The 25,971-nt window shown below is 62.7% G+C and carries 20 protein-coding genes and 2 pseudogenes; 10 read left to right on the plus strand and 12 right to left on the minus strand.

What is annotated here, in order from left to right; translation table 11 throughout:
• Positions 1–36: 36 nt before the first annotated feature.
• From ACMCNM_RS16500 to ACMCNM_RS16510, 3 genes are read right to left on the minus strand one after another with little or no spacing between them, the layout of a single operon-like run.
• Positions 37–576, minus strand: coding sequence for a DUF3237 domain-containing protein (locus ACMCNM_RS16500; RefSeq protein WP_033694340.1), 540 nt, complete (start codon positions 574–576; stop codon positions 37–39).
• Positions 573–1,805, minus strand: coding sequence for a 3-(3-hydroxy-phenyl)propionate transporter MhpT (gene mhpT, locus ACMCNM_RS16505; protein ID WP_186682418.1), 1,233 nt, complete (start codon positions 1,803–1,805; stop codon positions 573–575). The genes ACMCNM_RS16500 and mhpT overlap by 4 nt, the downstream gene beginning before the upstream one ends.
• Before the next feature lie 32 nt (positions 1,806–1,837).
• Positions 1,838–3,229 carry an alginate export family protein gene (locus tag ACMCNM_RS16510; RefSeq protein ID WP_412764953.1) on the minus strand — a complete coding sequence of 464 codons (1,392 nt, stop codon included), beginning with the start codon at positions 3,227–3,229 and terminating at the stop codon, positions 1,838–1,840.
• 283 nt (positions 3,230–3,512) lie between these two features.
• Here ACMCNM_RS16510 and ACMCNM_RS16515 point away from each other — a divergent pair, with 283 nt between their 5' ends.
• Both ACMCNM_RS16515 and ACMCNM_RS16520 read left to right on the plus strand, forming a co-directional pair.
• On the plus strand, positions 3,513–5,177 hold the full coding sequence (locus ACMCNM_RS16515; RefSeq protein ID WP_027596360.1) for an arylsulfatase: 1,665 nt from the start codon (positions 3,513–3,515) through the stop codon (positions 5,175–5,177).
• Positions 5,174–6,211, plus strand: coding sequence for a formylglycine-generating enzyme family protein (locus ACMCNM_RS16520; protein ID WP_412764954.1), 1,038 nt, complete (start codon positions 5,174–5,176; stop codon positions 6,209–6,211). Before ACMCNM_RS16515 ends, ACMCNM_RS16520 begins: the two co-directional genes overlap by 4 nt.
• A gap of 6 nt (positions 6,212–6,217) precedes the next feature.
• Here ACMCNM_RS16520 and ACMCNM_RS16525 read toward each other — a convergent pair whose 3' ends face one another.
• Positions 6,218–7,699: a PLP-dependent aminotransferase family protein gene (locus ACMCNM_RS16525; protein WP_412764955.1), complete on the minus strand. Its 1,482-nt coding sequence runs from the start codon at positions 7,697–7,699 to the stop codon at positions 6,218–6,220.
• Positions 7,700–7,790: 91 nt separating this feature from the next.
• On the opposite strand from ACMCNM_RS16525, the gene ACMCNM_RS16530 reads away from it, so the two are divergent.
• Positions 7,791–9,449 carry a M24 family metallopeptidase gene (locus ACMCNM_RS16530; protein WP_412764956.1) on the plus strand — a complete coding sequence of 553 codons (1,659 nt, stop codon included), beginning with the start codon at positions 7,791–7,793 and terminating at the stop codon, positions 9,447–9,449.
• A gap of 68 nt (positions 9,450–9,517) precedes the next feature.
• Here ACMCNM_RS16530 and ACMCNM_RS16535 read toward each other — a convergent pair whose 3' ends face one another.
• Complete coding sequence (locus tag ACMCNM_RS16535) at positions 9,518–10,015, minus strand: RidA family protein (RefSeq protein WP_033694339.1); 498 nt, start codon at positions 10,013–10,015, stop codon at positions 9,518–9,520.
• Between the two features lie 81 nt (positions 10,016–10,096).
• Positions 10,097–11,488 carry an NAD(P)/FAD-dependent oxidoreductase gene (locus ACMCNM_RS16540; protein WP_202883856.1) on the minus strand — a complete coding sequence of 464 codons (1,392 nt, stop codon included), beginning with the start codon at positions 11,486–11,488 and terminating at the stop codon, positions 10,097–10,099.
• 393 nt (positions 11,489–11,881) lie between these two features.
• Here ACMCNM_RS16540 and ACMCNM_RS16545 point away from each other — a divergent pair, with 393 nt between their 5' ends.
• Entirely contained in the window at positions 11,882–12,130 is a 249-nt protein-coding gene (locus ACMCNM_RS16545) for a CsbD family protein (RefSeq protein ID WP_412764957.1), read from the plus strand.
• Between the two features lie 254 nt (positions 12,131–12,384).
• Positions 12,385–12,669: pseudogene (locus ACMCNM_RS16550) on the plus strand (c-type cytochrome); the annotation flags it as partial.
• Here the strand turns inward: ACMCNM_RS16550 and ACMCNM_RS16555 are convergent.
• Positions 12,669–13,448 carry a MetQ/NlpA family ABC transporter substrate-binding protein gene (locus tag ACMCNM_RS16555; RefSeq protein ID WP_186682440.1) on the minus strand — a complete coding sequence of 260 codons (780 nt, stop codon included), beginning with the start codon at positions 13,446–13,448 and terminating at the stop codon, positions 12,669–12,671. The pseudogene ACMCNM_RS16550 and the gene ACMCNM_RS16555 sit on opposite strands and share 1 nt — an antisense overlap.
• Positions 13,445–14,620 carry an N-methyl-L-tryptophan oxidase gene (gene solA, locus ACMCNM_RS16560; protein WP_412764958.1) on the minus strand — a complete coding sequence of 392 codons (1,176 nt, stop codon included), beginning with the start codon at positions 14,618–14,620 and terminating at the stop codon, positions 13,445–13,447. Before solA ends, ACMCNM_RS16555 begins: the two co-directional genes overlap by 4 nt.
• Positions 14,621–15,180: 560 nt before the next feature.
• Between solA and ACMCNM_RS16565 the strand changes: the two genes are divergently transcribed.
• The 5 genes from ACMCNM_RS16565 (at position 15,181) to ACMCNM_RS16585 (ending at position 21,898) form a co-directional block, all read left to right on the plus strand.
• A complete protein-coding gene (locus ACMCNM_RS16565; RefSeq protein ID WP_412764959.1) occupies positions 15,181–16,368 on the plus strand; it encodes an MFS transporter in 1,188 nt (395 codons plus the stop codon).
• A gap of 320 nt (positions 16,369–16,688) precedes the next feature.
• Positions 16,689–17,882, plus strand: a complete 1,194-nt coding sequence (locus ACMCNM_RS16570) for an aromatic ring-hydroxylating oxygenase subunit alpha (RefSeq protein WP_412764960.1) — start codon at positions 16,689–16,691, stop codon at positions 17,880–17,882.
• 5 nt (positions 17,883–17,887) lie between these two features.
• The gene (locus tag ACMCNM_RS16575) at positions 17,888–19,024 is read left to right on the plus strand and encodes an FAD-binding oxidoreductase (protein ID WP_412764961.1); all 1,137 of its coding nucleotides are present in this window, start codon (positions 17,888–17,890) and stop codon (positions 19,022–19,024) included.
• A 72-nt stretch (positions 19,025–19,096) separates the two neighbouring features.
• Positions 19,097–20,734: a BCCT family transporter gene (locus ACMCNM_RS16580; RefSeq protein WP_186702756.1), complete on the plus strand. Its 1,638-nt coding sequence runs from the start codon at positions 19,097–19,099 to the stop codon at positions 20,732–20,734.
• A 198-nt stretch (positions 20,735–20,932) separates the two neighbouring features.
• A complete protein-coding gene (locus ACMCNM_RS16585; RefSeq protein ID WP_412764962.1) occupies positions 20,933–21,898 on the plus strand; it encodes an endonuclease in 966 nt (321 codons plus the stop codon).
• Between the two features lie 18 nt (positions 21,899–21,916).
• Here the strand turns inward: ACMCNM_RS16585 and ACMCNM_RS16590 are convergent, their stop codons facing one another.
• The 4 genes and pseudogenes from ACMCNM_RS16590 to ACMCNM_RS16605 all read right to left on the minus strand — a co-directional run bounded on the left by ACMCNM_RS16590 (position 21,917) and on the right by ACMCNM_RS16605 (position 25,971).
• Positions 21,917–22,891: a 2-hydroxyacid dehydrogenase gene (locus ACMCNM_RS16590; protein ID WP_186678346.1), complete on the minus strand. Its 975-nt coding sequence runs from the start codon at positions 22,889–22,891 to the stop codon at positions 21,917–21,919.
• Positions 22,892–22,928: 37 nt separating this feature from the next.
• Positions 22,929–24,195, minus strand: a pseudogene (locus tag ACMCNM_RS16595) (MFS transporter); the annotation flags it as partial.
• A 53-nt stretch (positions 24,196–24,248) separates the two neighbouring features.
• Positions 24,249–25,199, minus strand: a complete 951-nt coding sequence (locus tag ACMCNM_RS16600; RefSeq protein ID WP_412764963.1) for a sugar kinase — start codon at positions 25,197–25,199, stop codon at positions 24,249–24,251.
• On the minus strand, positions 25,192–25,971 hold the full coding sequence (locus tag ACMCNM_RS16605; protein WP_412764964.1) for a sugar phosphate isomerase/epimerase family protein: 780 nt from the start codon (positions 25,969–25,971) through the stop codon (positions 25,192–25,194). Before ACMCNM_RS16605 ends, ACMCNM_RS16600 begins: the two co-directional genes overlap by 8 nt.

Below are 25,971 nucleotides of genomic sequence, written 5' to 3' on the forward strand. Positions count from 1 at the left end.
CATTTAGTTAAGTCAATTAACCATTAATAAAATTATCTATTTGACTTCGAAGGCGTCGTAGACGACGGCATTGCCCAGGCGCATGGCACTGCCAACGCCCACCGTGCGGTTGAGCCAGGCGTACTGAGGGGCCGAGGTTTCAAAGTGCATCGTGATGCGGAACTGGTACAGGCTGGGGTCGACATCCTCGCCGGCGGCGACTTTTTTCATCACCTCGGGCGGGCCGAAGCGATAGCCCTCGGTACGCAGGTAGATCAACGCACCGTCGTCGGTCTGCAGCAGGTAACGGGTGTCGATGATGGCGACGCCCTCGGGGGTGACCACCTGCCAGTCCGCGCCATTGTTGAGGATGGTGCCCTTGAGCCGGGGGCCCTCGAAATGCCCACCCGTGATGGGGATGATTCGCCGTTTGCCTTGTCCGCTGGTGGCGCCCAATTCCCAGATCGGTGCCACCAGGTCAACGCTGAAGCGCGCCAGCGGCTCGAGCTTGAGCGGCGGCGGTTCATAGCTCGCGGCCTGGGCCAGTGCGGCGCAGCTGCTCAAGCACAGGGCGATAAGCCCTTTACGCAGGCTCATGGCGCCACCCCTTGCGAAGCCGCAGCCTCGGTGGGCGTTGCACGTCGCCCCAGCAGCGCCATCGCCGCCACAGCCGCTACCACCAAGCCCGGCGAGGCCGCCAGCAACAAGCCCCCTACCCCGGCGCCAGCGGCAAGGATCTGCCCTGCCGCCAAGGGCCCGGCCATCGACCCCAGTCGGCCCACGGCCACCGACGCGCCCACCCCCGTGGCACGCACGTGTGTCGGGTACAGCGTGGGGGCCAGCGCGTACAGCACCAACTGGCCGCCGATGGCGCAATAGCCGGCGGTAAAACCGGCCAGCAGGATCAAACCGAAGGTGGTGGACAGGCCCAGGCCCGCCAGGGAGGCGAGCATGCCAGCGTAGGCGATCAACACCGCACGCCCAGCGTGCCCACGGTCCATCATGCGCCCGGTCAGGAATGACCCCGCCGCGCCGCCCAGGTTGAACAGGATCTGCACCGCGCCGGCCTGCGGCCGCGAATAGCCCTGGCCGATCAGCAGCGAGGGCAGCCAGTTCAGCAGCATGTACAGCACGGTCAAGGTGAAGAAGCATGCCAGCCACAGCAGCAGCGTGCGGCTCGCCCGGCCGGGGCCAAACAGTTGCGCTGCCAGCCCGTTCTGCGTGCCGCTGGCGGCAGCCTGGGCGCGAAACGCTTGGGACTCCGGCAGCCAGACCATCAGCACGAAGGCAATCGCAATCGGCGCAAAGCCGCCCACGTAGAACACCGTGCGCCAGCCCTCGCCCAGGCCCGCCATGCCAATCACCGAAGCGATGGCGCCACCCAGCGGCACGCCGCAGTAAGTCAGGCTGACCGCCGTGCTGCGCAGGCGCTCGTGGGCGGCTTCACTGGCCATGGCGATAAGGATCGGCAGCGCCGCGCCCAGCCCCAGCCCGGTCATCAGCCGCGCCACCAGCAGCGATGGGTAGTCCCAGGCATGCGCGGTGGCCAACGAGAACCCCCCGAACAGCAACACGGCCAGGATCAGGATGCGTTTACGCCCCATGCGGTCCGCCAGCCAGCCGCCGACGAAGGCGCCCGGCAATAAGCCGAGCAAGCCGGCACTGAACACCCAACCCAGCATGGCGGGGGTCAAGGCGAATTCCTTGGCCATGTGGGGCGCGGCAATGCCGGTGGCTTGCAGGTCGAGCCCTTCAAGCAGCGCGACGAGAAAACACAGGCCGATCGTCAGTACCGGCCGGTGCGATGGTGCGATTGAACCACTCATGTGCAGCCCTCTTGTTGTTATGCGAATAGGAGTCAGAGCCTGAAGGTCGCACGTAACGACACCAGCGAGGCATCGTCGCCCCCGGCATCGCGGATGGCAGCGCCGATGTCGTAGTACTTCAGGTCCAGGTCGAGCGTCAGGTTAGGCGTCGCCAACCAGCGGGTATTGACGCGGTAGATGGTGCCCACGTGTCGGCCGGTGTCGCGGGTGTTGGCGAGGATGCTCATGCCGGGCATGTATACGCCGTCATGGGTGTTCTGCTTCCACACCTCGAAGATACCGGGTTCGAAACGCAGGGTGCGCCAGGGTGAAAAGCCAAAGGTCGGGCCAATGACGAGGATGTTGCTCAAGGTGCTCAGGCTGGCCTCGCCGTACACGCCGTTGCGCGGGTATAACGGGTCGAAGGTACCGACCTTGCCATCGCCCAGGTCGCCGTCACCGCTGGCCGCGTCCAAGCGCATGGCCAGGCGTGGGGCCCAGGGGTGGTTGAAGGTGTAGCCGGTGTCGCTGGACACCGCCCAGGCACGAATGGAGGCGTTGCCCAAATGCCCATTTTGGCCGGCCAAGTCCCAACTCCAGTCCAGGGCCTGGAAGCGGCCGAACAGGCGGGTGCCGAACGTGTAGCGTTGTTCATCACCGGTTTCCCCCGCCAGGGCGCGGTCGTCGGTTTCCAGGCCAAAGGCGAACAAGTCGATGTTCCAGGCCTGGGTCAACGGCAGGGTGCCGTACAGGCCATAAAACTTGACCCCATTATTGCTGCCGTCATCCCAGCTGTCCTCGCCGGTCTTCACCGGCCGTACCGCAAAGGCATCGAGCTTACGCCCGTCCTTGAGGTTGAGGCTGGCGCGCAGGCCGTCGAAGGTCTGGCGGATGTTGGGGGAGTCGCGGTAGGTGACGAACACCTGGTTGCCGAACGCCATCTCCTGGCGGCCGACACGGGCCGTGTAGCGCCCACCGTCAATGTCATGGTTCAGGTCGATAAAGGCCTGGCGCACTTCGTTGCGGCTTTCGTCGTTCGGTGAGTACAGGTCCTTGCCGAACGCGCGGGTGTTCTCGACTTGCACAAAGGCACGCAGCGCATCGTCGAACAGGTGCAGGTCGGCATGGGCTTGCAGGCGCTGCATCAGGTAGGAGTCGTCTTTGATCCCGCGCAGGCCAAAGAAGGGTTTGTCCAGTGAATCGGCGCGGTAGCGCGCTTCCGCGCCCAGTTGCAGCCATGCGCTTTCGGACGGGCGATGGTAACGCAGGCCATCGAAAGGATCGCGGGCTTTACCTGGGTCATCCAGAAAGCGGTAATCCTCGACCCAGCGCGGCGCGCCAGGCCGCCCTGGGCGGCTGTCTTCCAGGGGGCTCGCCGCTTGTGAAAGCTGGGCGATTGATAACAGCGCCAGGGACAGACATGCCCCCGTCAGCGGCTTCGTCATCAGAATATCCTTTCTTGTTGTTGTGAAAATGGATAACTCTGTTAACGATTATTTTGTTTAACGATGATGGCGTCAATAGCCGTCAGCGCTTATCGCATACAACGAGGCGCGATCACTGTTCGCTGATCGAACAGTTTTTAAACCCGCTATTTAGGCGGATTGCCTGGATGAACCCGGACAGAAGCGTTTCAGCCAGGGTCGCCGCCGGTCTTCATTCCTTGACAAGATAATTAAATAAAAAAATCATGTAGTGCACCCAACCCACAATAATAAAGAGACACCCATGATCCCCTCCAAGCCCTTGCTCGCTTTCAGCCTGCTGCTGCTCGGCGCCAGCCAAGCGTTCGCCGCCCCAACCGTTAAACAACCCAACATTTTGCTCGTGGTCGCGGATGACCTGGGGTTTTCCGACCTGTCTGCGCTGGGCAGCGAGATCGCGACCCCGCACCTGGACAAGCTGCTGGCCGACGGACGCCTGATGCTCGACTTCCATGCTTCACCCAGCTGCTCGCCCACCCGCGCCATGCTGATGTCCGGCAACGACCCGCACCTGTCCGGGGTCGGCATGATGGCCGAGTCGCGTGGGCGCCTGCCGGCGGGCAGCGAGGTGCAACCGGGGTATGAAGGGGTGCTGGGCGCCAATGTGGCCACGCTCGCCGAGTTGTTGCGCGATGCCGGTTATCGCACCTACATTGCCGGCAAGTGGCACCTGGGCATGACGCCCGCGCAGCAGCCGCAAAACCGCGGCTTCGACCAGGCGTACGTGTTGCTGGAAGGCGGCGCGGCGCATTTCAAGCAAACCAACATGGGCCTGCTGCCCAACTACAGCTGGAGCTTCCGCCACAACGGCGAGCCGGTGGAACTGCCCAACGACTTCTACTCGACCCGCTGGTTCACTGACCGCCTGATCGACGTCATCGACCAGGGCAAGGCGAGCCAAAAGCCCTTCTTCGCCTTCGCCGCCTACACCGCACCGCACTGGCCGCTGCAAGCGCCCGACGCGTACCTGGCGCAGTACCGTGGCCGCTATGACCAAGGCTACGAACAGATCGCGCGCGAGCGGCTGCAGCGCCAGCGCAAGGCCGGGCTGGTGCCTGCGGACTTCCCGATGGAGCCACAACTCGAAGGTGTGCCCAGCTGGGCCTCGCTGACCCCGGAGCAACGGCAACAGTCAGCACGCACCATGGAGGTGTATGCCGCGATGGTGGCGGCACTGGACGCCGAGGTGGGCCGCCTGGTGGACCACCTGCGTGAAACCGGCGAGCTGGACAACACCTTGGTGTTGTTCATGTCTGACAATGGCCCGGAAAACGCCAACCGCGTCGATCCGGAATGGATCAAACGCAATTTCGATAACCGCCTGGACAACTACGGCCGGCCTGATTCGTTCCTGATGATCGGCTCGGCATGGGCCCAAGTCAGCGCCCTGCCCAGCCGCCGCTACAAGATGACCACCTACCAGGGTGGCATCCGCGTACCGGCCTTCGTCCACTACCCTGCCACGATAAAACCCGGGCGCAGCGAAGAACTGGCCAGCGTGCGCGACATCATGCCGACCTTGCTGCAACTGGCCGGTGCTTCACTGCCTGGCATCAAGTACCGCGACCGTGACATCGTGCCACCGCAAGGCACCTCGGCCCTGGCTTACCTTGAAGGCCGGGACACGCAGATCCACCCCCGCGACGAGGCCATGGGCTGGGAAATCAACGGGAACGCCTCACTGCGCAAGGGCAACCTCAAACTGCTGTTCGACACCACCGACGCAGCACCGGCGTGGCGCTTGTTCGACTTGAGCAAGGACCCAGGCGAGCACCATGACCTGGGCGCACAACAGCCCCAGCAGGTGGCCGAACTGCTGCGCGACTGGAAAAGCTACGCCCAGCGCAACAACATCGTTATCACGACCGAGGGCCGGCCCGTTTCCCCCGCGCTGGTCAGCAAGCCATGACACCCCGGCTGCTCGGGGGCGCGGCACTCGCCCTCGGCGTGCTTGCCGCCGCCTATGCGGCATGGCCCGCAGCCCCTGCACCGGCGCTGCTGTGCAGCGGTTACAGCGGTGTGCCCGCGCCCCGCGAGGGGCCATGGCGCGACGGCATGGTGCGGCTGCCCGGTGGCACCTTCAACTTCGGCTCAAGCCGCTTTTACAGTGAAGAAGGCCCACCGCACCCGGCCAAGGTTTCGGCCTTCTGGATCGACGTGCACCCGGTCACCAATGCCCAGTTCGCCCGCTTCGTGCGGGCCACCGGTTACGTGACCCAGGCTGAACAGGGCATCGACGCGCAAGCGGCCCCTGACCTGCCCGGCACGCTGCGGGTGCCGGGGGCGATGGTGTTCAAACAGGGTGCCGAGGTATTACGGCCAGGCTGGCAGTTTGTTGCCGGGGCGAGCTGGCGCCACCCGCTGGGGCCCGATAGCCATTGGCGTGAGCGGGCAAACCACCCGGTCGTGCAAGTGACCCTGCGCGATGCCCAGGCTTACGCCCAATGGGCCGGCCGCACACTGCCCACCGAGGCTCAGCTGGAATACGCCATGCGCGGTGGCCTGCAGGATGCGGATTTCAGTTGGGGCGCTACCGAGCAGCCCACAGACAAACCCATGGCCAATACCTGGCAGGGCCAGTTCCCCTATCACAATCAAGCGCTCGATGGCTTCACGGGCACATCCCCGGTGGGCTGCTTCGTGGCCAATGGCTTTGGCGTGTTCGACGCGGGGGGCAATGTCTGGGAGTTGACCCGCAGCGGCTATCGCCCTGGGCATGATCAGGCCCGCGATGCCGCACTCGACCCACAAGGCCCGGCGCTGGACGACAGCTACGACCCTGCCCAACCCGGCACACCAGTGGCGGTGATCAAAGGCGGGTCACACCTGTGCTCGGCGGACGCGTGCATGCGCTATCGGCCTTCGGCACGGCAACCGCAGACGGTGTACCTGGCCACGTCCCATGTCGGGTTTCGGACGGTACGGCAAGCAGAGGGCGAGTGAAGCTACCTATAGCGCTGCCGCCTGCGCCAGCCGCTGGGTGGCAAGGCGGATTTCATCCACATCCAACGAGGCAAACCCCAGCCGCAAGGCATTCTCGCGGTGGCCAAACGGTGAAAACTGGCCGCCGCCACGCACCACCAGGTCCAGCTCCAGCGCGTTGGCCGCTAACTGGTCGACGTCGAGGGTGTCGGCAAACTTCACCCAAAGCGCCAACCCGCCTTCCGGCTCCTGCACCGTTATCTGCTCGCCAAAGGCATCGCGCAGGCCACTCAACAGGGCTTCCCGTCGCCGCCGATACTCCGTGGACACCCGGCGCAGGTGCTTTTTCAGTTCGCCGTCATTGATCAGGTCGGCCAACATCCGTTGCATCACCGCATCGCCCTGCCCCAGGGTCAGCACCGCTGTGCGCTCAAGCACCTCGATCATATTCGGTGGCGCCACGATAAAGCTGCAACGGAAGGTACTGCCCAACGACTTGGACAACGAGCCGATGTAGATCACGTGGCGTTGCGAACGGTCGCTGGCCAGCGGCAGATAAGGGCGCCCGGCAAAGTGGTACTCATGGTCGTAGTCTTCTTCGATCACGCAAAAATCATGCAGCCGCGCCAACTCCAGCAGTTGCTGCCGGCGTGCCGCATGCAGGCTGACCGTGGTAGGGAACTGGTGATGAGGGGTGAGGTACATCATGCGCACGTCGTGCACTCGGCACAGCGCGTCGATCTGATCGACCCGGCAGCCTTCCTCGTCCAGGTCAACGGTGACCAACCGCGCGCCCAGCTGGCGGAAAATCTCCCACGCCGGCGGGTAGCTCAGGCGCTCGACCAGCACCACGTCACCCGGCTTGAGCAAAGCGCTGGCCGTGAGGTACAGCGACATCTGCACGCCTTGGGTCAGGCAAATATGCTCGGCCCCCACATTAAGGCTGCGGTTGTGGCGCAGCATGTCGGCCAATGCACTGCGCAGGTACTGGCTGCTGCTTTCGCAACCATGGCGCACGGTGTTGGTGGTGAAACTGTTGCGCAAGGCCTTGCGGTAATAGCGGTGCAGTACAGCCTGGGGCAACAGGCGGTGGTCACAGGCGCCGTTATCGAAAAACAGCGCGCCAGGCCGATGTTGCAGCGCCGTCACCTGCTCGCTGTTGGTGAAGTAGGGAACGGCAGGCGCCTCGTGCAGCGCCAGGGCAAATGACGGCGGCGCGCTGTGGGCGGCCAGGGTGCCGGCAGCGAGCCGGGTGCTGACGAAGGTGCCCCGGCGTTGCACGCTCTCCAGCCAGCCTTTGGTAACCGCCTCTTCATAAGCGAGGATCACCGTCTTGCGGTTGACATCAAGCAGCTGCGCCATTTCTCGCGTGCCGGGCAGCAGTGTGCCGGGGCGCAGGCGGCCCTCGACGATCGCGGTCACCAGGCCCTCGACGATCTTTCTGTACGAAGCCTGCGGCTGAGCCCCGTCGAGCTTGAGCAACGGCCGCCATTTGCGAAGCTGGACCATGTGAATTATCCAGAACTGGAGGTTCTTATGGTCCTAGTCTAACGCAACAATCAGGCCTCTCTCGCCCCCAATTCAGCCCTGAGGTGTGTGTATGCAGCAACGCCATGTCATTGAACTGTCGCCCTCGGGCAAACGCTTCGAAGCCGCAGAAGGCTTGCTGCTCGACGCCATGCTCGCCAGCGGCCTGTCGGTGCCTTTCTCGTGCCGCCGCGGGGCCTGCGGGTCGTGCAAGGTCAAGGTGGTGTCGGGCCAGTACCGGGACAAGCAGCGCAGCGCAGACATGCCCGCGCCCTGCTACCCCCTGGCCGCCAACGAGATGCTGCTGTGCCAGAGCCATGCCTGCAGTGACATGCGCCTGGAAATCCCCGGCTGGTCGCTGGACACGCCAACGCTGGCCATCACTGCCCATGTGCTGAGCCAGCGCGCGCTGAGCGTCGACATCATCGAACTGGTGCTGCAGCCCACCCAGCCTCTCGAAGTGCGCGCCGGCCAATACGTCAGGTTCTGCCTCGACAATGGCGACAGCCGCTGTTTCTCCATCGCTAACCTGCCAGCGCAGGAGCAGGGGCGCTTGGTGTTTCATATGCGCAAGGTCAGCGGCGGGCTGTTTACCGAACGCGTGCTGCCCACGCTGCAGGTGGGCGATGCGCTGCAGTTGGAAGGGCCGGTGGGCGCCTGCACCTGGCAGCACGAAGAACAACGCCCGGTCGTGCTGTTCGCCACCGGCACGGGCTATGCCGGCATCAAGCCGTTGTTGCTGACGGCGCTTGCGGGCCATGCCCCGGTTACGCTGTATTGGGGCGGTTCATCGCTGGCCGACTTCTATGACGGCGCGTTCCTCGACCAGGCCAGCCTTGCCCACCCACACTTTCGCTGGCACCGCGTGCTATCGGCCCAAGCCCGCGTACAACAGGTCGCACTGACCCATGCCCACCGGTGGGCCGATACCCAGGTCTATGCCTGCGGCAACAGCGCGATGATCACCAAGGCCCGCGAACAGTGCCTGGCAGCGGGCGTGCAGGCTCACCGCTTTGTCGCCGAGGCTTTCGTTGCCAGCGGCGCATCGGCGCCGGCGGCTGCGTCGCTGAGCACGCTGGACCCGGTGCTGGAAAAAGTCGGCCCACGTTACTCGTTGGACGGCATGCTCGCAGCCCGCGAGCAATCGGTGCGGGCCCTGGCAGCCATTGTCAGCCAACTGAAAGTCGGCATGACCACTGCCGAGGCGTTGCAGATGGCGGCCGAGACGTTGCAGGCGATGGGCGCGTCGCACACCTGGCACCCGACCTATATCCGCTTTGGCGACGACACTGTGCGCACACCCCGCCAAGGCATCGACCCACAGCGCCAACTGCGCGCCAGCGACATCGCCGTGGTCGACCTCGGCCCGGTGTGGGATGGCTACGAAGGCGACTACGGCGACACCTTCGTGTTTGGCGAGCACCCGCTGTATCACGCCTGCGTCAAGGCCCTGCACGACGTGTTCGAAGAAACGCGCCAAGCCTGGTGCGCGGGGCTGACCGGCCGTGAGCTGTACGACTTCGCCGAACGCAGCGCCCACGCCAAAGGCTGGCAGCTGGAGCGCAATCTAGCCGGGCATCGCATTGCCGACTTCCCGCATGCCCTGTTCGGGCAGGACAAACTGGCCGAGTTGGACATCGTGCCGAGTGAGATGGTGTGGGTGCTGGAGATTCAGCTGTGCCACCCTACCGAGCCGGTTGGGGCGTTTTTCGAGGACATTCTGGTTGGCTGAAGCGACCCACCAACCGGGCAAGGTCAGCAGGCAGGCGTGGCTGGGCCGCGCCTGCCTTCAGTGACCTCTTAAGGACGAACTGCAGTCACTTCGATCTCAACACGCCAGGCTGGGTGAGCCAAGCCTGCGATCTGGAACGCGGAACGTGCAGGCAGGACTGGCTGCTTGGCGTCTGGGCCGAAGAACTGGGTGTAGCCGGCCATGAAGCCGTCGAAGTCCATCTTGCCGCCGTTCTCCGGGCCGCCTACCAGGAATACCTGCATCTTCACCACATCCTTCAGGCCCAGACCGAGGTCTTTGAGCTGCTTCTGGATGTTCTCGAGCACATTGATGGTTTGTGCTTTGGTATCACCGAAGGATTCCAGCGAATCCTTGGCTGCCTCTGGGTGAATAGCCGACGGAACGGAGCCGCTCAGGTAAACGACGGTCTTGCCTGCGGGGACTTCGACAGCTGCCGAAATGGGGAAACTGCCTGCGCTGTGGCGCACGACATCCTGTGCATGAACGCTCCCGGCACCAGCAATTGTCAGGGCCAATGCAGCAACGGTCTTGAAAGCGACCTTCATGTGTTTCTCCTAGTTGATTACCACGGGTGATGTGCACGCCTCGACGAGGCATGCACGGTCATTCCATTGTCGTAGCGGGGTTTAGAATCGATACAGGCTAAACGGTGTTGGGTCCAGCACGGGGGCTTTGCCCAGCAGCAGGTCGGCCGTCAACTCGGAAGACACCGGGCTTTCTGTCATGCCCCAACCGGTCGCGGTATTGATGACCAGGCCAGAGTATTCCTTGACGGTCGAAATGATCGGGTTTTCGTCCGGGGCGATCGCCATGGCGCCGCTCCACTGATCGATCAGTTTCGACTCGGCGAAGGCTGGGAATTCGACCTTGAGTTTTGCCAGCGAGGCATTGAGCTCTGGAAGATCAGGGGCCGCCGTCATCAGCCTGTTTTTCTCGAACGGCGACACTTCATCCAGCTTCCAGCTGGTTGGCTGCAGGAACGAATCGATCAATTGCTTGTTGAGCGAGACGTGAACCGGGAAGTCCGGGATGGCCAGCAGTGGCAGGTACTTGTAGCCATACATGAAGGACTCTTTGACCACCGGCGCAACCACGACGCGCGGCGAGGTGGCGTAGGTGCCGTCAGCTTGCTCGCGGAAGTAGATGTTCCCTGGCAACGCAACGTTACCGCCCGGTGCACGAGGTGCCGCGCTGATGATCTGCTGGGACTGGTAGGCAGGCAAGGTCGGTACATCGACCCCCAGGTTCTGCATGAACAGCCTGGACCAGGCACCGCCGGCCACGACGACGCGAGAGGTCTTGATGGCGCCCTTCTCGGTGACCACGTCGGAGATGGCACCTGCTTGGGTTTCCAGCCCACGCGCAGCGCAGTGGGTGTAGATGCGCACGCCCATTTTCTTGGCGTACTCGGCCATAACGTACGAGGCACGCTCGGCGTCCAGGCTGCCCGAGTCTTCCTCGAAGCCTGCGATCTTCCAGCTGGACGAGGCACCGCGCAGGCGCTGCTCAAGTTCAGTGCCTTGAATGATGCGGGTCTTGAAGGGGATGTCGGAGCCAACCTCACGGGTTTTGAGGTCGATCCACTTTCTGACGCCTTCCAGGTCTTCTTCATCGAAAGGCACTTCGACACGGCCTTGGGTGCGGTAGCTGGTGTCAGCACCCACCTTGGCATTCATCTCGCGCCAGCGTTGCTTGGCAAGGTGGTGCAACTGGAAGGTCGCATCCGGCATCTTGTAGGTCATGACCTGGCCATAGAACCGGCAGGACTGCTCGCCGGCAATATCACCTTTCTCAACGATGACGACCGACAGGCCACGCTCGACCAGGTTGATCGCGGTGGTAAGACCGAGAATGCCCGCGCCGATGACGACCACGTCTGCTTGCTTGGGCAGCACACCCTCGGTGCCTTCGACAAAACCGAACCGCGGTTTGCCGGGGATCAACCGACCCTCGCGCGTCAGCATAGGGGTAAGAATCCCCGCACCTGCCGCAGCTGCCACAACGCCGCCGCCAATCAAAAACTTACGCCTGGTCATTCCCATGACACTTTCCTTACCTAGCATTCAGTATCGGTTACATCAGCCCGAACAACGGGCGCATGCAAGGCCGACAGCCCACCTGGCCAACTATGCGGCCATTGTGTGAGGCTGACGGTTCAAATTGAGGGCGGCTATTCTGGTGATGCAGCACTGCGGGAGGAATCGCTGGGGGCAAATACTTAGTTCATGTATTTCGTAACTTTCACACAAAGGACATAAATAGTTGATATGGCGACGCGGCGACTGCGTAAGTGGCGCTGTCCATACGTTGGCAATTAGCCGGCCACACCTTCTTTGAACTAATTGGTTAACCCTACACCCTAAGCCTGAGCAGCAAGACCATTGCCACTCACTAGAAAGGTTCGATCATTTATGAAACGTGAACAGATTGAAGGTGTTGCAGAGCAGGTAACCGGTAAAGCACAAAGCGCGGTGGGTCGGCTGATTGACGACCCTGCCCTGGAAGCTGAGGGTGATGGGCGCCAGGTCGTTGGCCAACTCACCAAAAGCTACGGTGACGCATTGAACAACGTTTCTACTTTTGTGAAAGAGAAGCCCATCGCAGCGCTGGCCATTGGCGCAGCCATCACGTTAGTTCTGAGCCGCCTGTTGCGGCGTTGAGGTTCAAGCGCGTGATGTTCAGCTTCCTGGGTTGATGAAGTACCCACGGCAACTAAGCCCCTAACCAAAAGGCCCGCCATTTCAGCGATGCGCGGGCGCTCTATCGTGGTAACAGGCATTGCCGCAGAATGGGGGTACTGAAACATGACAGCGTCATCGGCTGTAATTGGGGCTGCTGTGCAGCCCATCGCAGCGGCCCCCTAGGCCCTAACTGACTGACCCCCAAGGAAGAAAGAATGTCGGACCACTGTGGGATGCTTGCTCAACAAAAATACCAGCTGACATCAAAAAAACTGTTCTTCGTTTTACTAGGGGTTTTATCGCTCATGCAAATACCCCACGCCTTCGCAGAAAACGCCAATGGCAAAAATCTCTATGTGCAACGATGTGCGGTATGCCACGGAGCAGATATCAAGGGAACCGTGGCGTTAGCCACTAAAAGCAACCCTCCCACACCTGACCTTACAACGGCTGCCTTCAAGAAACGCCTGAACGATTACCCAGGCGTTATTGTGGCGTCAGTGATACTTCGACCAAATTAAAACGCCGGCACCACATCACCGTGATAGCGATCGAGGATGAACGCCTTCACCTGCGGCGAGTTCAACAACGCCCCCAGCTTTTGCACCGCAGGGTCGTTGGCCTTGTCCCGGCGCACATACAGGTAATTGGCATACGGCGACTCAGCACTTTCGATAAACAGCGCATCCTTGTGCGGCACCAGCTTGGCCTCCAGCGCGTAGTTGGCGTTGATCAGCGCCATGTCTACCTGGCCCAGTACGCGCGGCAGCATGGCGGCTTCAAGCTCCTTGAACTTCAGGTGCTTGGGGTTGCTGGTGATGTCGGCGGCGGTTGCCATGATGTTGCTCGGGTCTTTGAGGGTGATCAGCCCCTGCTTGGCGATCAAAAGCAGTGCGCGCCCGGAATTGGTAGGGTCGTTGGGGATCGCGACGGTGGCGCCGTCCTGCAGCTCGGCGACCGATTTGATCTTGCTGGAATAGGCACCGAACGGTTCGATGTGCACGGCCACGACCGGTACCTGATCGCTGCTCGGGCGGTCTTTCTGGTACGCCTCGTAATAAGGCTTGCTCTGGAAGTAGTTGGCGTCCAGTCGGCCCTCGTCAACCTGGCGGTCTGGCTGGATGTAGTCAGTGAACACCTTTACCTCGAGCTCCACCCCCTGTTTGGCCAATTCTGGCTTGAGGAACTCGAGGATTTCGGCGTGAGGCACGGGCACCACGGCGATCTTGAGCGTTTCGGCCTGTGCAGTACCGAGGGTGGCCGCCAGCAGGGCAAGGGAAAGTGCAATGCGCTTCACGAGAGTGTTCCTTCGAATCGTTTGAGGGTGAAAGAGGACAGATCAAGGTCGGTGGAGCCGCGGGTGCACCACTGTGCAAAGGCTTCGCCCAAGGCAGCCGAGTGTTTGAAACCATGGCCAGAACAGGCCGACACCACCAGGGTGTGCTTGAGCGTGGGGTGTTGGTCGATGATGAAGTGCCTGTCCGGGGTAACGGTGTAAGCGCACACGGCCGACTTGAGGACTTTGTCGGTAACCCCGGCAATACGGCCTTGCACTTGCTGCTCGTACATTGCGCGAGCTTGTTCGGCAGACACACTGCGGTCCAGCAAGTCGGGCTGCGAAGCCGTGTGGTACTGGGCCGTGGCAATTTTCAAGCTGCCCTCGCCGGGCTGCGCAGGGAAGCCGTAGTTGATGTTGTTGTCGCCGCGCCCATGGGTGAGGATGAACGTGGGCGATGCGCCCTCCAGGCCTGCACCCGGCTCAAGCTCAAACCAGAACAGCATTTGCCGGTAGACACTCAGCAACCGGTCGAAGGGCTCACCCAACAACCCGCCCGCCCAGTTACCGGCGCTGAACACCAGCTTGCCGGCCTTGACCGTGCGCAGGTTGGTGGTAACCGTGACGCCGTGCTCATCCGAGCGGATGCCGGTCACCGTTTCGCCAGTGTGCAATGTGGCGCCGTGCTGCGCTGCCAGGCGCAACTGCACCTCGATGCAGCGCTCGGGGCGCACGAAACCGCCACCGGGCTCGAAGTAGCCGATCGCGTCATCGCGCACGTGTGCGAATTGTGGGAAGCGCTGGCGGATTTGCTTGGCATCGAGCACTTCGTGTTCGATGCCATAGGCCTTGGCCAACCCGATGGTGCGCAGGGTGAAGTCGCTTTTATCGTCGGGGTCGAAGTCTGGGCTGGACGTCAGTGCGAGCAGGCCAGACTGTTCGAACAACGACTCGCCGGACAGCGCTTCCAGTTCTCGCCAGAGCTGCTGGGCCCGTTTGACGATGGGCACATACTGCGCGCCCTCGCCTACAGAAAACCGGGTGATGCGTGTATCGCCGTGGCTTGAGCCAAGGGTATGCGGGGGGTGATAGCGGTCGATACCGACCACATCAACACCCGCCTTGGCCAACTGATACACGGTGGCGGCGCCCATGGCGCCCAGACCGATGACGATGACTTCACAGTGCTCCACGGGCAGTGCTCGCTCAAAAAGGCGCTAGTTGAAAGCAGGCAGGCTCGGGAGACAAAGAATTAAAGGGTATATCGTTATGCCTATGTGTTCTCTGGAAGGCCTGAGCCAGAGCGGGTCCAGACTTTCAGGAGCCGGCTTGCCCCACAGGTAACTGCGCAGGCTCAGACCTTGTGAGGACTCTGTGGGAGCGGGCTTGTCCCGCGAATGGGGCTACGCGGTGCATGGCACCGGCTTCGCCGGTGTTCGCGGGGCAAGCCCGCTCCCACGATGTGGACTGCCCCCAAGAGGTTGGACACCAATCCAACCCTTGGGGGATCTATGGGCAAGTACACCGAGCAGTTCAAGCTCAAGGCGATTGCAGCCTCTTCTTCATGGTCTCGCCCTCGCTGCCGTTGGCTTCTTTGAACGCCACCGTGGCACTGTGATGCCTCGGCGGGGGCGAGTCCATCGATTACACCTAAGGGTTGCGCCTGTGGGCGAGGCTGCGGCCTCGACGTTTTGGCCAGAGATTGTCTATGATCCCGCGTTGAACGTTTCAGCATGTTTCAAAAGGGATTCAAATGTCTGTCCATGAAGCACCACCGCTAGCCCTGCCGAAAAGCACTGTCGCCAAGATGGAAGCCGCCATGGCGCTGGGCAGTTTTGCCATCGGCACCGGCGAATTCGCCATCATGGGGTTGATGCCGGACATCGCCAGCAACCTGCAGCTGAGCGAGCCCCAGGTGGGCCACGCCATCAGTGCCTATGCGCTGGGCGTGATGGTCGGTGCCCCGACCCTGGCGATTTTGGGGGCCAAGCTGCTGCGCAAGCATATGTTGCTGCTGTTGATGGCGCTGTATGCCGTTGGCAACCTGGCCACGGCGTTCGCCCCCTCGTTCGGCGGCCTGGTCGCTTTCCGCTTCATCAGCGGCCTGCCCCACGGCGCCTACTTCGGCATCGCTGCGGTGGTGGCATCGAGCATGGTCGCCAACAACCAACGGGCAGGTGCCGTGGCGCGGGTGATGATGGGCCTGACGCTGGCCATGTTGCTGGGCAACCCTGTTGCCACTTTACTGGGCCAGTACTTCGGCTGGCGCTCTGCCTTTGTGTTGGTCGGGGCGATCGCCCTGTGCACCATCGCCCTGGTCTGGCGCTTCGTGCCGCAACCGCACGATGAAGTGCGCAGCGACCCGCGCAAAGAACTTAAAGCGTTCGCCCTGCCCCAGGTGTGGATGGCGCTGGCCATTGCATCGATCGGCTTTGCCGGCATGTTCTGTGTGTTCAGCTACCTGGCGCCCACCATGCTGCACGTGACCCAGGTATCGCCGCAGTGGATCCCCTTCGGCCTGGCGGCCTTTGGGGTCGGCGGCATCGTCGGCAACATCGCCGGTGGCAAGTTGTTCGACCGCTTGCAGTTCCGCGCCGTCGGGCTGGTGCTGATCTGGTCGATTGCAGTGCTGCTGTTCTTTACCTTCGCAGCGCATTCATTGTGGACCCTGCTGCTGGGCGTCGGCCTGGTGGGCACCATGATTGCACTGGCAGCCCCCTTGCAGATCCGCCTGATGGACATTGCCCATGAAGCCCCCAGCCTTGCAGCAGCCTCGAACCACGCCGCGTTCAACCTGGCCAATGCGCTTGGGCCGTGGTTGGGTGGCATGGCCATCACCGCAGGCATGGGCTGGACGAGTACGGGTTATATCGGCGCTGCAACCGCGTTGGTCGGCTTGGGCATTTACCTCGTTGCCCGGCGTATGAAGGGTGGGCATTAAAACCGGTTATTCGGGGGCGCTGTGCGCCTCCGATCCCGCTATGAAACAGAACAACTTGGACTAATTAACGCAGCAAACTTCTATTAATTGTCCCATCCGTAATATCGCTCAAAACCCCCGCCCCACAGCCTCCCGCTCGCATAACCTCAAGTAATACCAGACAGAAAATTAAGCGCATTGACGCCTTTTCAGGGCCACTTCAATAATCCGCGCCAGACGTCTTGGTCGATTAAAAATAAAAGTGCCTGAGGACAACAATGCGCCCTTCATCGAGCAAAACCCATCGCGAACTGATTGCATCCCGCCAACCTGGTTTTGGCATGAATGGCGCGTTGTACAGCCGCCAGGATGTTTTCGAAACCGACATGGAAATCTTCTTCAACCAGCATTGGATACAGGTCGCCGTTACCGCCGATGTCGATGAACCCGGTGATGTCTTTACCGTCGATATCGGCAAATCGTCGGTGCTGATCCTGCGCGACGATGATGAACAGATCCGCGCCTACCGCAATGTATGCCGCCACCGCGGCGCGCGCCTGAAAGAAGCAGGCAAATCCACTGTCGGCATGCTGGTATGCCCCTACCACCAGTGGACCTACGACCTGGACGGCAGCCTCAAGCATGCCAGCCACATGGGCAAGGGCTTCGACCCCAAGTGCCGCAGCCTGATCCCGGTGCACTGCAAGGTTGTCGGGGCCCATGTACTGGTGTGCCTGGGCGACAACCCGCCTGAAGATATCAAGGACCTCGAAGCGGTGATGGGGCCGCGCTTCGCGCCGTTCGACCTGGCCAATACCCGCATCGCCTACGAACTCGACTACATCGAGAACGGCAACTGGAAGCTGGTGATGGAGAACAACCGGGAGTGCTACCACTGCGCCGGCACCCACCCGGAACTGATCGTGTCCTACCAGTCCGAAGACCTTGGCGTCAGCCTGGAAGAGATGAGCGACGAGGCTCGCGCGTCCTACGATGCCTATCAAATTCGCAAGGCCGGCATCGAAGCTGACTGGGCCAATTCGGGCCTGCTCTACGAGACTGTGGAGCATTTGCAGGATGACGCCCCCACGCAGTTTCGCACCCAGCGCATGATCATCGCCGGTGCGGGTGAATCGCAGACACTCGATACCCAGGTTGCCTGCCGCAAACTGTTGGGCAACCTGACCCGTCGCGACCTGGGCGACACCCACCTGTGGGGCAATAACGCCTGGGCTCACGTGATGAGCGACCACGCCATGATCAGCTGGATCATCCCGCTCTCGCCGGACCGCACCCTGGTGCGCACCAAATGGCTGGTGCACCGCGATGCCGTCGAAGGGGTCGACTACGACCTGCAGCGCCTGACCGAGGTCTGGGTCGCCACTACCCAACAGGACGCCGCCCTGGTCGCCATCACCCACAGTGGCACCCAAGACCCCGCCTTCGTCCCAGGCCCCTACTCCACCTACACCGAGCCGTACGTCGACCAGTTCGCCCGCTGGTACACCTCGCGCCTCGCGGCACATGGGGTGTGAAGGAGATGACCGTGCTCGAGAACATTGCCCAGAACATTGCCGGCCTGCGTGCCGACCAGCGCTTCACAGACACCGACCACTGGGCCGCCCATGGTGCCCAGTGGGCCAGCGGTGAAAGCAAACGCATCGAATGCCTGAGCGTTGTGGACGAGACCCACGACGTGAAAACCTTCACCTTCCACAGCCCAGACTACCCGGCGCTTGCCTACGAACCAGGCCAGTTCCTCACCGTGTCGCCTGTGATTGCGGGGGCCAGCGTGTCGCGCTGCTACACCCTGTCCTCGACACCGACCCGGCCGTTCACTTTTTCCATCACGGTCAAGCGGGTGCCGGGCGGCACGGTGTCCAACTGGTTGCACGATAACCTGCGCCCTGGCCACGCCCTGGCCGCCTCTGGCCCCGCGGGCGTCTTTACCCCAGTAGCGGGCCCTGCGCGCAAATTGCTGTACCTGTCGGCCGGCTCCGGCGTCACCCCGCTGATGGCGATGACCCGCGCCGCCGCCGACCTGCACGCCGACCTGGACATCGTCTTCGTGCACAGTGCGCGTACGCCTAAAGACATCATCTTCCGCGATGAACTGGCGCGCCTCGAACGCTCCATGCCAGGGCTGCGGACGCTGTTCTTCTGCGAAGGCGCTGGCGACGAGCCCGACTGGGACGGCCCGATCGGGCGCCTGTCGCTGGACGCACTGCAGCGCCAGATCCCCGACTTCAAGGAGCGGGCGGTATTCACCTGCGGGCCAAAAGGCTACATGGAGGCGACCAAGGCGTTGTTGGCGGGTGCTGGTTTCGACTTGGCCCGCTACCACCAGGAAAGCTTCGACATCAACGCCGAAGCCGAGCCGGCAGCCGCCCCCGTTGCCCCCGGCCAGGCCCTGGACAGCTTCACCGTACGCCTTGCCCGCTCTGGCAAGGCATTCACCATGAGCGCCGACCAGACCGTACTGGCCGCTGCCAAAAAAGCCGGTGCCGTAGTCCCCTCCTCGTGCAGCCAAGGTGTGTGCGGTACCTGCAAGACCGCGGTATTGCAGGGCAGCGTCGAGATGAAGCACAACGGCGGCATTCGCCAGCGTGAAATCGACAAAGGCCTGCGGCTGCTGTGCTGCAGCCGCCCGACGTCGGACCTGGTGATCGACCTCTGACATTCGACAAGGACGCCCTGTTAGTGGGGCGTCCTTTTTTGCCGTCTTGCGAAAATAAAAAGGATATGGACGATGCGTGCAAAACAAGGCCTTTTCAAAGGCCTGAACCCTATTGTAACGGTAGGGTCGATCTCAATCGTGGTGGCGTTCGTGGTGCTCTGCGCCTCACACGGCGACCAAGCCGCGGGTGTATTCAAAGGCGCGTCGGACGCCATTCTCGACCACCTCAAGTGGTTTTACCTGGCGCTGGTCAGCGCCATCCTCGGCTTACTGGTGTACATCGCCTTCAGCCGCTATGGCACCCTCAAGCTCGGGCGCCCCGACGAAAAACCCGAGTTCAGTTTTGCCGCCTGGATCGCCATGCTGTTCAGTGCGGGCATGGGCGTTGGGCTGATCTTCTGGTCGGTTGCAGAGCCGGTGCTGCACTACGCCAGCAACCCGTTCACACCGGGGCTCACCGACCAGGCCGCGTCCATGGCCATGCGTATAACCCTGTTGCACTGGGGCCTACACCCTTGGGCGATCTTCACCGTGATCGGCCTGGGCCTGGCCTACTTCGCCTACCGTGAAGGGCTGCCGCTGGCGCTGCGCTCGATCCTCTACCCGATCATCGGCAACCGCATCTACGGGCCGATTGGCCATACGGTCGACATCATTGGTGGCGCGGTCACTGCATTCGGGGTGTCGCAATCGCTGGGGTTGGGCGTTGAGCAGATCAACATGGGCATGCATCAGGTGTTCGGCACGCCAGTCACCCTGTCGTTCAAGCTGAGCATCATCGCCGTCGTCACCGTGATCGCCTCGATCTCGCTAGTGGCCGGTGTATCGCGTGGCATGAAGCGCCTGTCGACGCTGAACATGTGGATTTCCCTGGGGCTGATGCTGGTGGTGCTGGCCCTGGGCCCAACCAACTACATCATGAACCTGCTGTTCGAGTCGGCGGGCGACTACGCGCAGAACATCATCGGTATGAGTTTCTGGACCGACGCCCAGGCCGACAGCAGTTGGCAGAAGAGCTGGACCGCCTTCTACTGGCCGTGGTGGATGACCTGGGGGCCGTTCGTTGGCCTGTTCATTGCCCGGATTTCCCGTGGCCGGACCATCCGCGAACTGGTGTTCGGCGCGTTGCTGGTACCGACCTTGGTGACTATTTTGTGGATGGCCGTGTTCGGCGGTGCCGCACTGAAGGATGAGCAGCAAGTGCGCCACGCCTATCAAGCACTGCCGGTCGCCGAGCAGGCAGCGGCCGGCGCGTTCCAGGGCGGCCCGATTCTGGAAGCCACGCGCAAGGAAACCACCACGGCCATGTTCACCTTGCTCGACCGCCTCGACGGCCCGACGCTGGGTGCAATCCTCAGCGTGATCATCTGCCTGCTGCTGGCCGTGCACTTCGTCACTGCGGCCGATGCCGGGACCCAGGTGCTGTGCATGCTCAACTCGCTGGGCAGCATCGACCCACCCAACTGGATACGCGTGCTGTGGTGTGTGCTGGAGGGCGCCATCGCGGCCAGCCTGGTGATTGCCGGCGGCTTGCTGGCGATTCAGATGGCCAGCATCGTGGTCGGCCTGCCGATTGCGTTCTACATGTTGCTGGCCGGGTACAGCCTGATGCGCAGCTTGTTTGCCAGTGATGCGGTGATTACTGGACCGGCGCCGGTGCATGCGGGCGCTGAAATTCCACGGCCTGCCAACGAACTGGCCGCTGGCTGACGTCATCGCATTGTAAGAGCAGCCTTGTGCTGCGAAGAGGCCAGTGCCAGAGACGAAATACTGTGGTCTGTACCGGCCTCTTCGCAGCACAAGGCTGCTCCTACCAGGACCGCGCTTGACCGGAGGGGGATTCAATCCAAATCAATAAGTTAGATTTCGATTAGAATGCAGTTCCTTAACTGAAACCTGCTGCCCCCCATGAAAAAACTGCTTTATGCCGTAGCGCTCCTGCTCGCCGTCAACCTCCCCGCCTTCGCCAACCCGCCTTCCACCTTCACCGAAGCCAAGGTCGTCGCCAAGCAAAAGGTCTACCTGGACCAGGCAAGCAGCGCCATGGGCGACCTGTATTGCGGCTGCAAATGGACCTGGGTCGGCAAGTCAGGTGGGCGCATCGATGCTGCCTCCTGCGGTTATGAAACCCGCAAACAGCAAAACCGCGCCGAGCGTACCGAGTGGGAACACATCGTGCCGGCCTATACCTTCGGCAACCAGCGCCAATGCTGGAAAAACGGCGGCCGCGAGCATTGTGTCGATGACGACCCGGTCTTCCGCGCGATGGAAGCCGACCTGTTCAACCTCTACCCGGCCGTGGGCGAGGTCAACGGTGACCGCAGCAACTTCAACTACGGCATGGTCGCTGGCAACGCTGGGCAATACGGCCAGTGCTCGACCAAGGTCGATTTCGTGCAGCGCGCCGCCGAGCCGCGTGACGAAGTGAAGGGCCTGGTTGCCCGTACCACCTTCTACATGTTCGACCGCTACAAGCTGAGCATGTCGCGTCAACAGCAGCAACTGCTGATGGCCTGGGACAAACAGCACCCCGTCTCGGCCTGGGAAAAAGAACGTAACCGGCGCATCGCCGCCATCATGGGGCACGCCAACCCGTTCGTGACGGGCGAGCGCAAATGGACAGCCGACTACAAGCCTGTTGGCAGTGGCGTCGTGCAAGCCATGCCGAGCAAACCGGTCAGCGAAGCGGCCAAGCCCAGCCTGGCCAGCACTGCAGCAACAGGCGCTGTGCTCGGCAACCGCAACAGCCATGTCTATCACCTGGCCAATGGCTGCCCGGGCTACACCCAGGTGGCCTCCAAGAACCAGGTGATGTTCGGCTCCGAGGGCGAGGCGCAAGCGGCCGGCTACCGCAAGGCGGGCAACTGCCGGTAACCGCTGCGCTTCGGTGCATCAACGCCCGGCTGTTGGGTTCACCAGGTTTGCCGGGCGCTCACCGGCCAACGCGCTGAGCAGGTTGTCTACCGCACAGCGCGCCATGGCCTCACGGGTATCGTGGGTGGCCGAACCGATATGCGGGGTCGCCACCACGTTGTCCAGTTGCAGCAGCGGTGAATCACTGGGCAACGGCTCCTGGACGAACACATCCAGGCCCGCGCCGCGGATGCGTTTCTCCCGCAAGGCCTCGATCAGCGCGGCTTCATCCACCACCCGTCCACGCGCAATGTTCACCAGCATTGCCTCGGGCTTCATCAAGGCAAGCTCACGCGCGCCGATCAGCCCCTCGGTGGCGGCACTCAGCGGCACGGTCAGGCAGACGAAATCAGCCTGCTGCAAAAGGTCGTCAAGGCTGCAGTGGCGGGCGTCGTAACGGGCCTCCACCGCAGGCTTGGCGCGTGGGCTGTGGTAAAGCACACGCATGCCAAAACCGGCCGCGCCGCGCCGGGCCAACGCTTCGCCAATCCGCCCCATGCCAATGATGCCCAAGGTCTTGCCGTGCACATCCGTGCCAAAGTGCGCAGGCCCAAGGTTGGCTTGCCACTGGCCGTCACGCACCCAGCCCGCCAGCTCCACGACCCGACGCGCACTGGCCAGGATCAAGGCAAAGCCGGTGTCGGCGGTGGTTTCGGTCAGTACGTCGGGCGTGTTGGTCAGCATCACGCCACGCCGGGTCAGGTCGGCGATGTCGTAGTTGTCCACGCCTACCGACACGCTGGCGACCACTTCCAGTTGCGGGGCCAGGTCCAGCAGGCCGCTGTCCAAGCGCAGGCTGGCACCCAACAGCCCTTGAGCGCCCGGCAACGCATCGCGCAGGCGGGCAAGGCCATCGGGCCCGGCCGTGTCCACCCAGGTCACGTCAACCTGTTGCTGCAGGCGCGCCATCAACGTGTCGGACAGGCGCTTGTAAAGGACGATTCGCTTCTTCATAGCAGGATTTCCTAGTGGCTCGTGGCCAGATGAGAGCCGCCGCGCTTGGCCCGGCCAGCGGTGTGTGAGGTTTTAAGCGCCGCCGTGAGCGCGACTGCCGTCAGCAGTGCGCCGCACATGAACAGGTACGAGGCGCCCGGCCCGCCGGTGGCGCCATTGAGGTAACCGACCAGCCACGAGCCGCCGAACGAACCCAGCGCGCCCATGCTGTTGATCAAGGCCATGGCGCCACCGGCGACGTTGCTGGGCAGGATCTCCGGCACGATGGCGAAAAACGGCCCATAGGGCGCATACATGCAGGCGCCAGCAACCACCAGCAATGCGTAGGACAACCAGAAGTGCTCACTGCCCAAGGCATAGGAGCCATAGAACGCCAGCGCCGCAATCAACAGGGGCGGCCAGACGAAGCGCTTGCGCTTCTGCAAGCGGTCCGATGCCCAGGACACCCCGACCATGGCCAGCACCGCCGCCAGATAGGGCACCGACGACAACCAGCCGGCCTGGACGATGTCGACGTTGGCCGCCTGTTTCAGAATCGACGGCAGCCAGAGCACGAAGCCGTACACGCCGATGCTCCAGCAGAAGTACTGCATTGACAGGATGATCACCTGAGGCGAGCGGAACGCTTCGCGGTAGTTCTTCACCGGTTTGATGCCCTGCTGTTCTGCTGCCAGGGCGTTTTCCAGATCGGTCTTTTCCTGCTCGCTAAGCCACTTGACCTGAGCCGGGCGGTCGTCCACCAGGCGCCACCAGAAGAACGCCCAGATCACCGCAGGCAGGCCTTCGATGATGAACATCCAGCGCCAGTCGTAGTGCTTGATGAGGTAGCCCGACACCACCGACATCCACAGGATGGTCACCGGGTTGCCGAGCATCAGGAAGGTGTTGGCCCGGGACCGTTCGGCGCGGGTGAACCAGTGGCAGAGGTACACCAGCATCGCCGGCATCACGGCGGCTTCGACCACGCCAAGCAGGAAGCGGATGCCGATCAGCATGTACACATTGCTGATCATGCCGGTCAGGGTGGCCAGGCCGCCCCAGAGGATCAGGCTGACGAAGATCAGCTTCTTGACGCTGCGTTTTTCGGCGTAGATGGCCCCAGGTACCTGGAAGAAAAAGTAACCAAGGAAAAACAGCGCCCCCAGCAACGACGACAGCACCGGGGTGATTTTAAGGTCGTCGGCCATGCCGGACGCTGCCGCGAACCCATAGTTGGCACGGTCCAGGTAGGCCAGGCTGTAGGTGATGAACACGATTGGGATGATGTACCACCAACGGCGACGCGCGAGACTTGTCGTTTGCATCATGTGTACTCCTGAGCTTTTTGTTTTTGTCGCAACAGGTAGGGGCCAGGCGTTCAGGCGCTTATGCGCAGGTCATGGGTTTCGAGTTCGTGACGCAGCGGCAAACCTTCCATGTCGCCGCGCGACTGCACGGCGCGGCTGCCACACCAGTTGCCACGCGCCACCGCCTCGGGCAGTTCACGGCCTTCGAGCAGCGCACTGAGCACGCCGACAGCAAAGGCGTCACCCGCACCGACGGTGTCCACCACCTTGGCCACCGGCACCGGGGCTACCTGGCCATCGCCTTTGGCGGTGCGAAAATACGCGCCTTCGTCCCCCAGCTTGATCACCACCAGTTCCACCCCTTTGTCGAGGTAGAACGCGGCAATGTCCGCTGGTGCGTGCTGGCCGGTCAGCAGGCGGCCTTCTTCAAGGCCCGGCAGTACCCAGTCAGCCTTGACTGCCAGGGCATTGATCTCGTGGATCATGTGCGTGCGGTCCGGCCACAGCGCTGGGCGCAGGTTAGGGTCAAAGGAAATGCTGCGCCCGGCAGCGCGCATGCCATCCACCAATGCATGCGACAAGGCCCTGCACTCGGCTGAAAGCGCCAGCGGAATGCCGGTGGCATGCAGGTGGCGGGCCTGCAACCAATGTGGGCGGATCAATGCCGGGGACAAACGGCGCGCCGCTGAATGGCTGCGAAAGTATTCCACTGCCGGGTCACTGCCATCATCGCAGCGGGCTTTGAGCTGAAAACCGGTGGGGTGTTGCGGATCGACTTCAACGTCGCTGCAGTCCAGGCCTTCTCGCCGCAAGCTGTCGAGGACAAAGCGCCCCAGGGAGTCGTCGCCCACCCTGCTCAGCCAGCGGACCTTGAAGCCCAGCCGCGACAGGCCGATGGCAACGTTGCTGTCGGCACCGGCGATGCGTTTGCCGAACTGCCCGACATGCGCCAGGTCCCCCACCTGCTCGGCGACGAACATGGCCATGGTTTCGCCGAAGCACAGCACGTCATGCTCATGCATGGCTGACCTCCTCGGCCAGGCCCAGCGCAGACAGCGTCACTACCTGGGCACGGGTCAGCGTGAGCAAGTCGTCGGCGGCCAACGGGTATTCCACGGCACGCACCACGCCGGGCGTGAACGCGGCCAGCAAGGCATCCCACGCTTGCAGATCGTCAGCCTGCGGCGGCACGGCGACCAGTCGCCCACCGGGCTGGCGCTCGACCGCCTTGCAGTGCACATAGCGCACCCAATGCCCCAGTTGGCGAGCCGCTTGCTGCACAGGCTCGCCCTGCCATTGCCAGTTACCGATGTCGAACGTCATGCCCAGCGCCAGCCCAAGGTCATCGGCGCGCTGGAAGAACGTGAGCAGCGGCGCGATGCGCCCGCCTTGCTCGGTCTGGTCGTTCTCGACCAACAGCTGGGGGCCATCGTCAGGTAACAGCGAGCGTAAGGCCGCCACATCGCAGGTGTCATCGAAATGCCCCAGCGATACCTTCAGGGCCACCGCGCCCATCGCGCGGGCCAGCGCCAGTTTCTGCGTCAGGCGTGGGTCTGGCAGGCCCTGCGCCGTCCACAGTTCAAGGGGCGAGGAATACAGGCATTCGAGCCGCAACGCGGTGACGGCGGCGGCCAGCGCGTGGGTGTCCGGCGCGCTTTCGAACAGTTCTTCACGAAATTCGACACGGGTTACGCCGGCAGCGGCCAGCATGTCCAGAAAATGTTGCTGGCCGCGCTGCCTTACCAAGCTGGCACCGTAGCTGGAGAGGCTGATGGAAACGGGGTTCGAGCGCAT

Source organism: Pseudomonas sp. NGC7 (genome assembly GCF_047159675.1).
Lineage (GTDB): Bacteria > Pseudomonadota > Gammaproteobacteria > Pseudomonadales > Pseudomonadaceae > Aquipseudomonas > Aquipseudomonas kermanshahensis.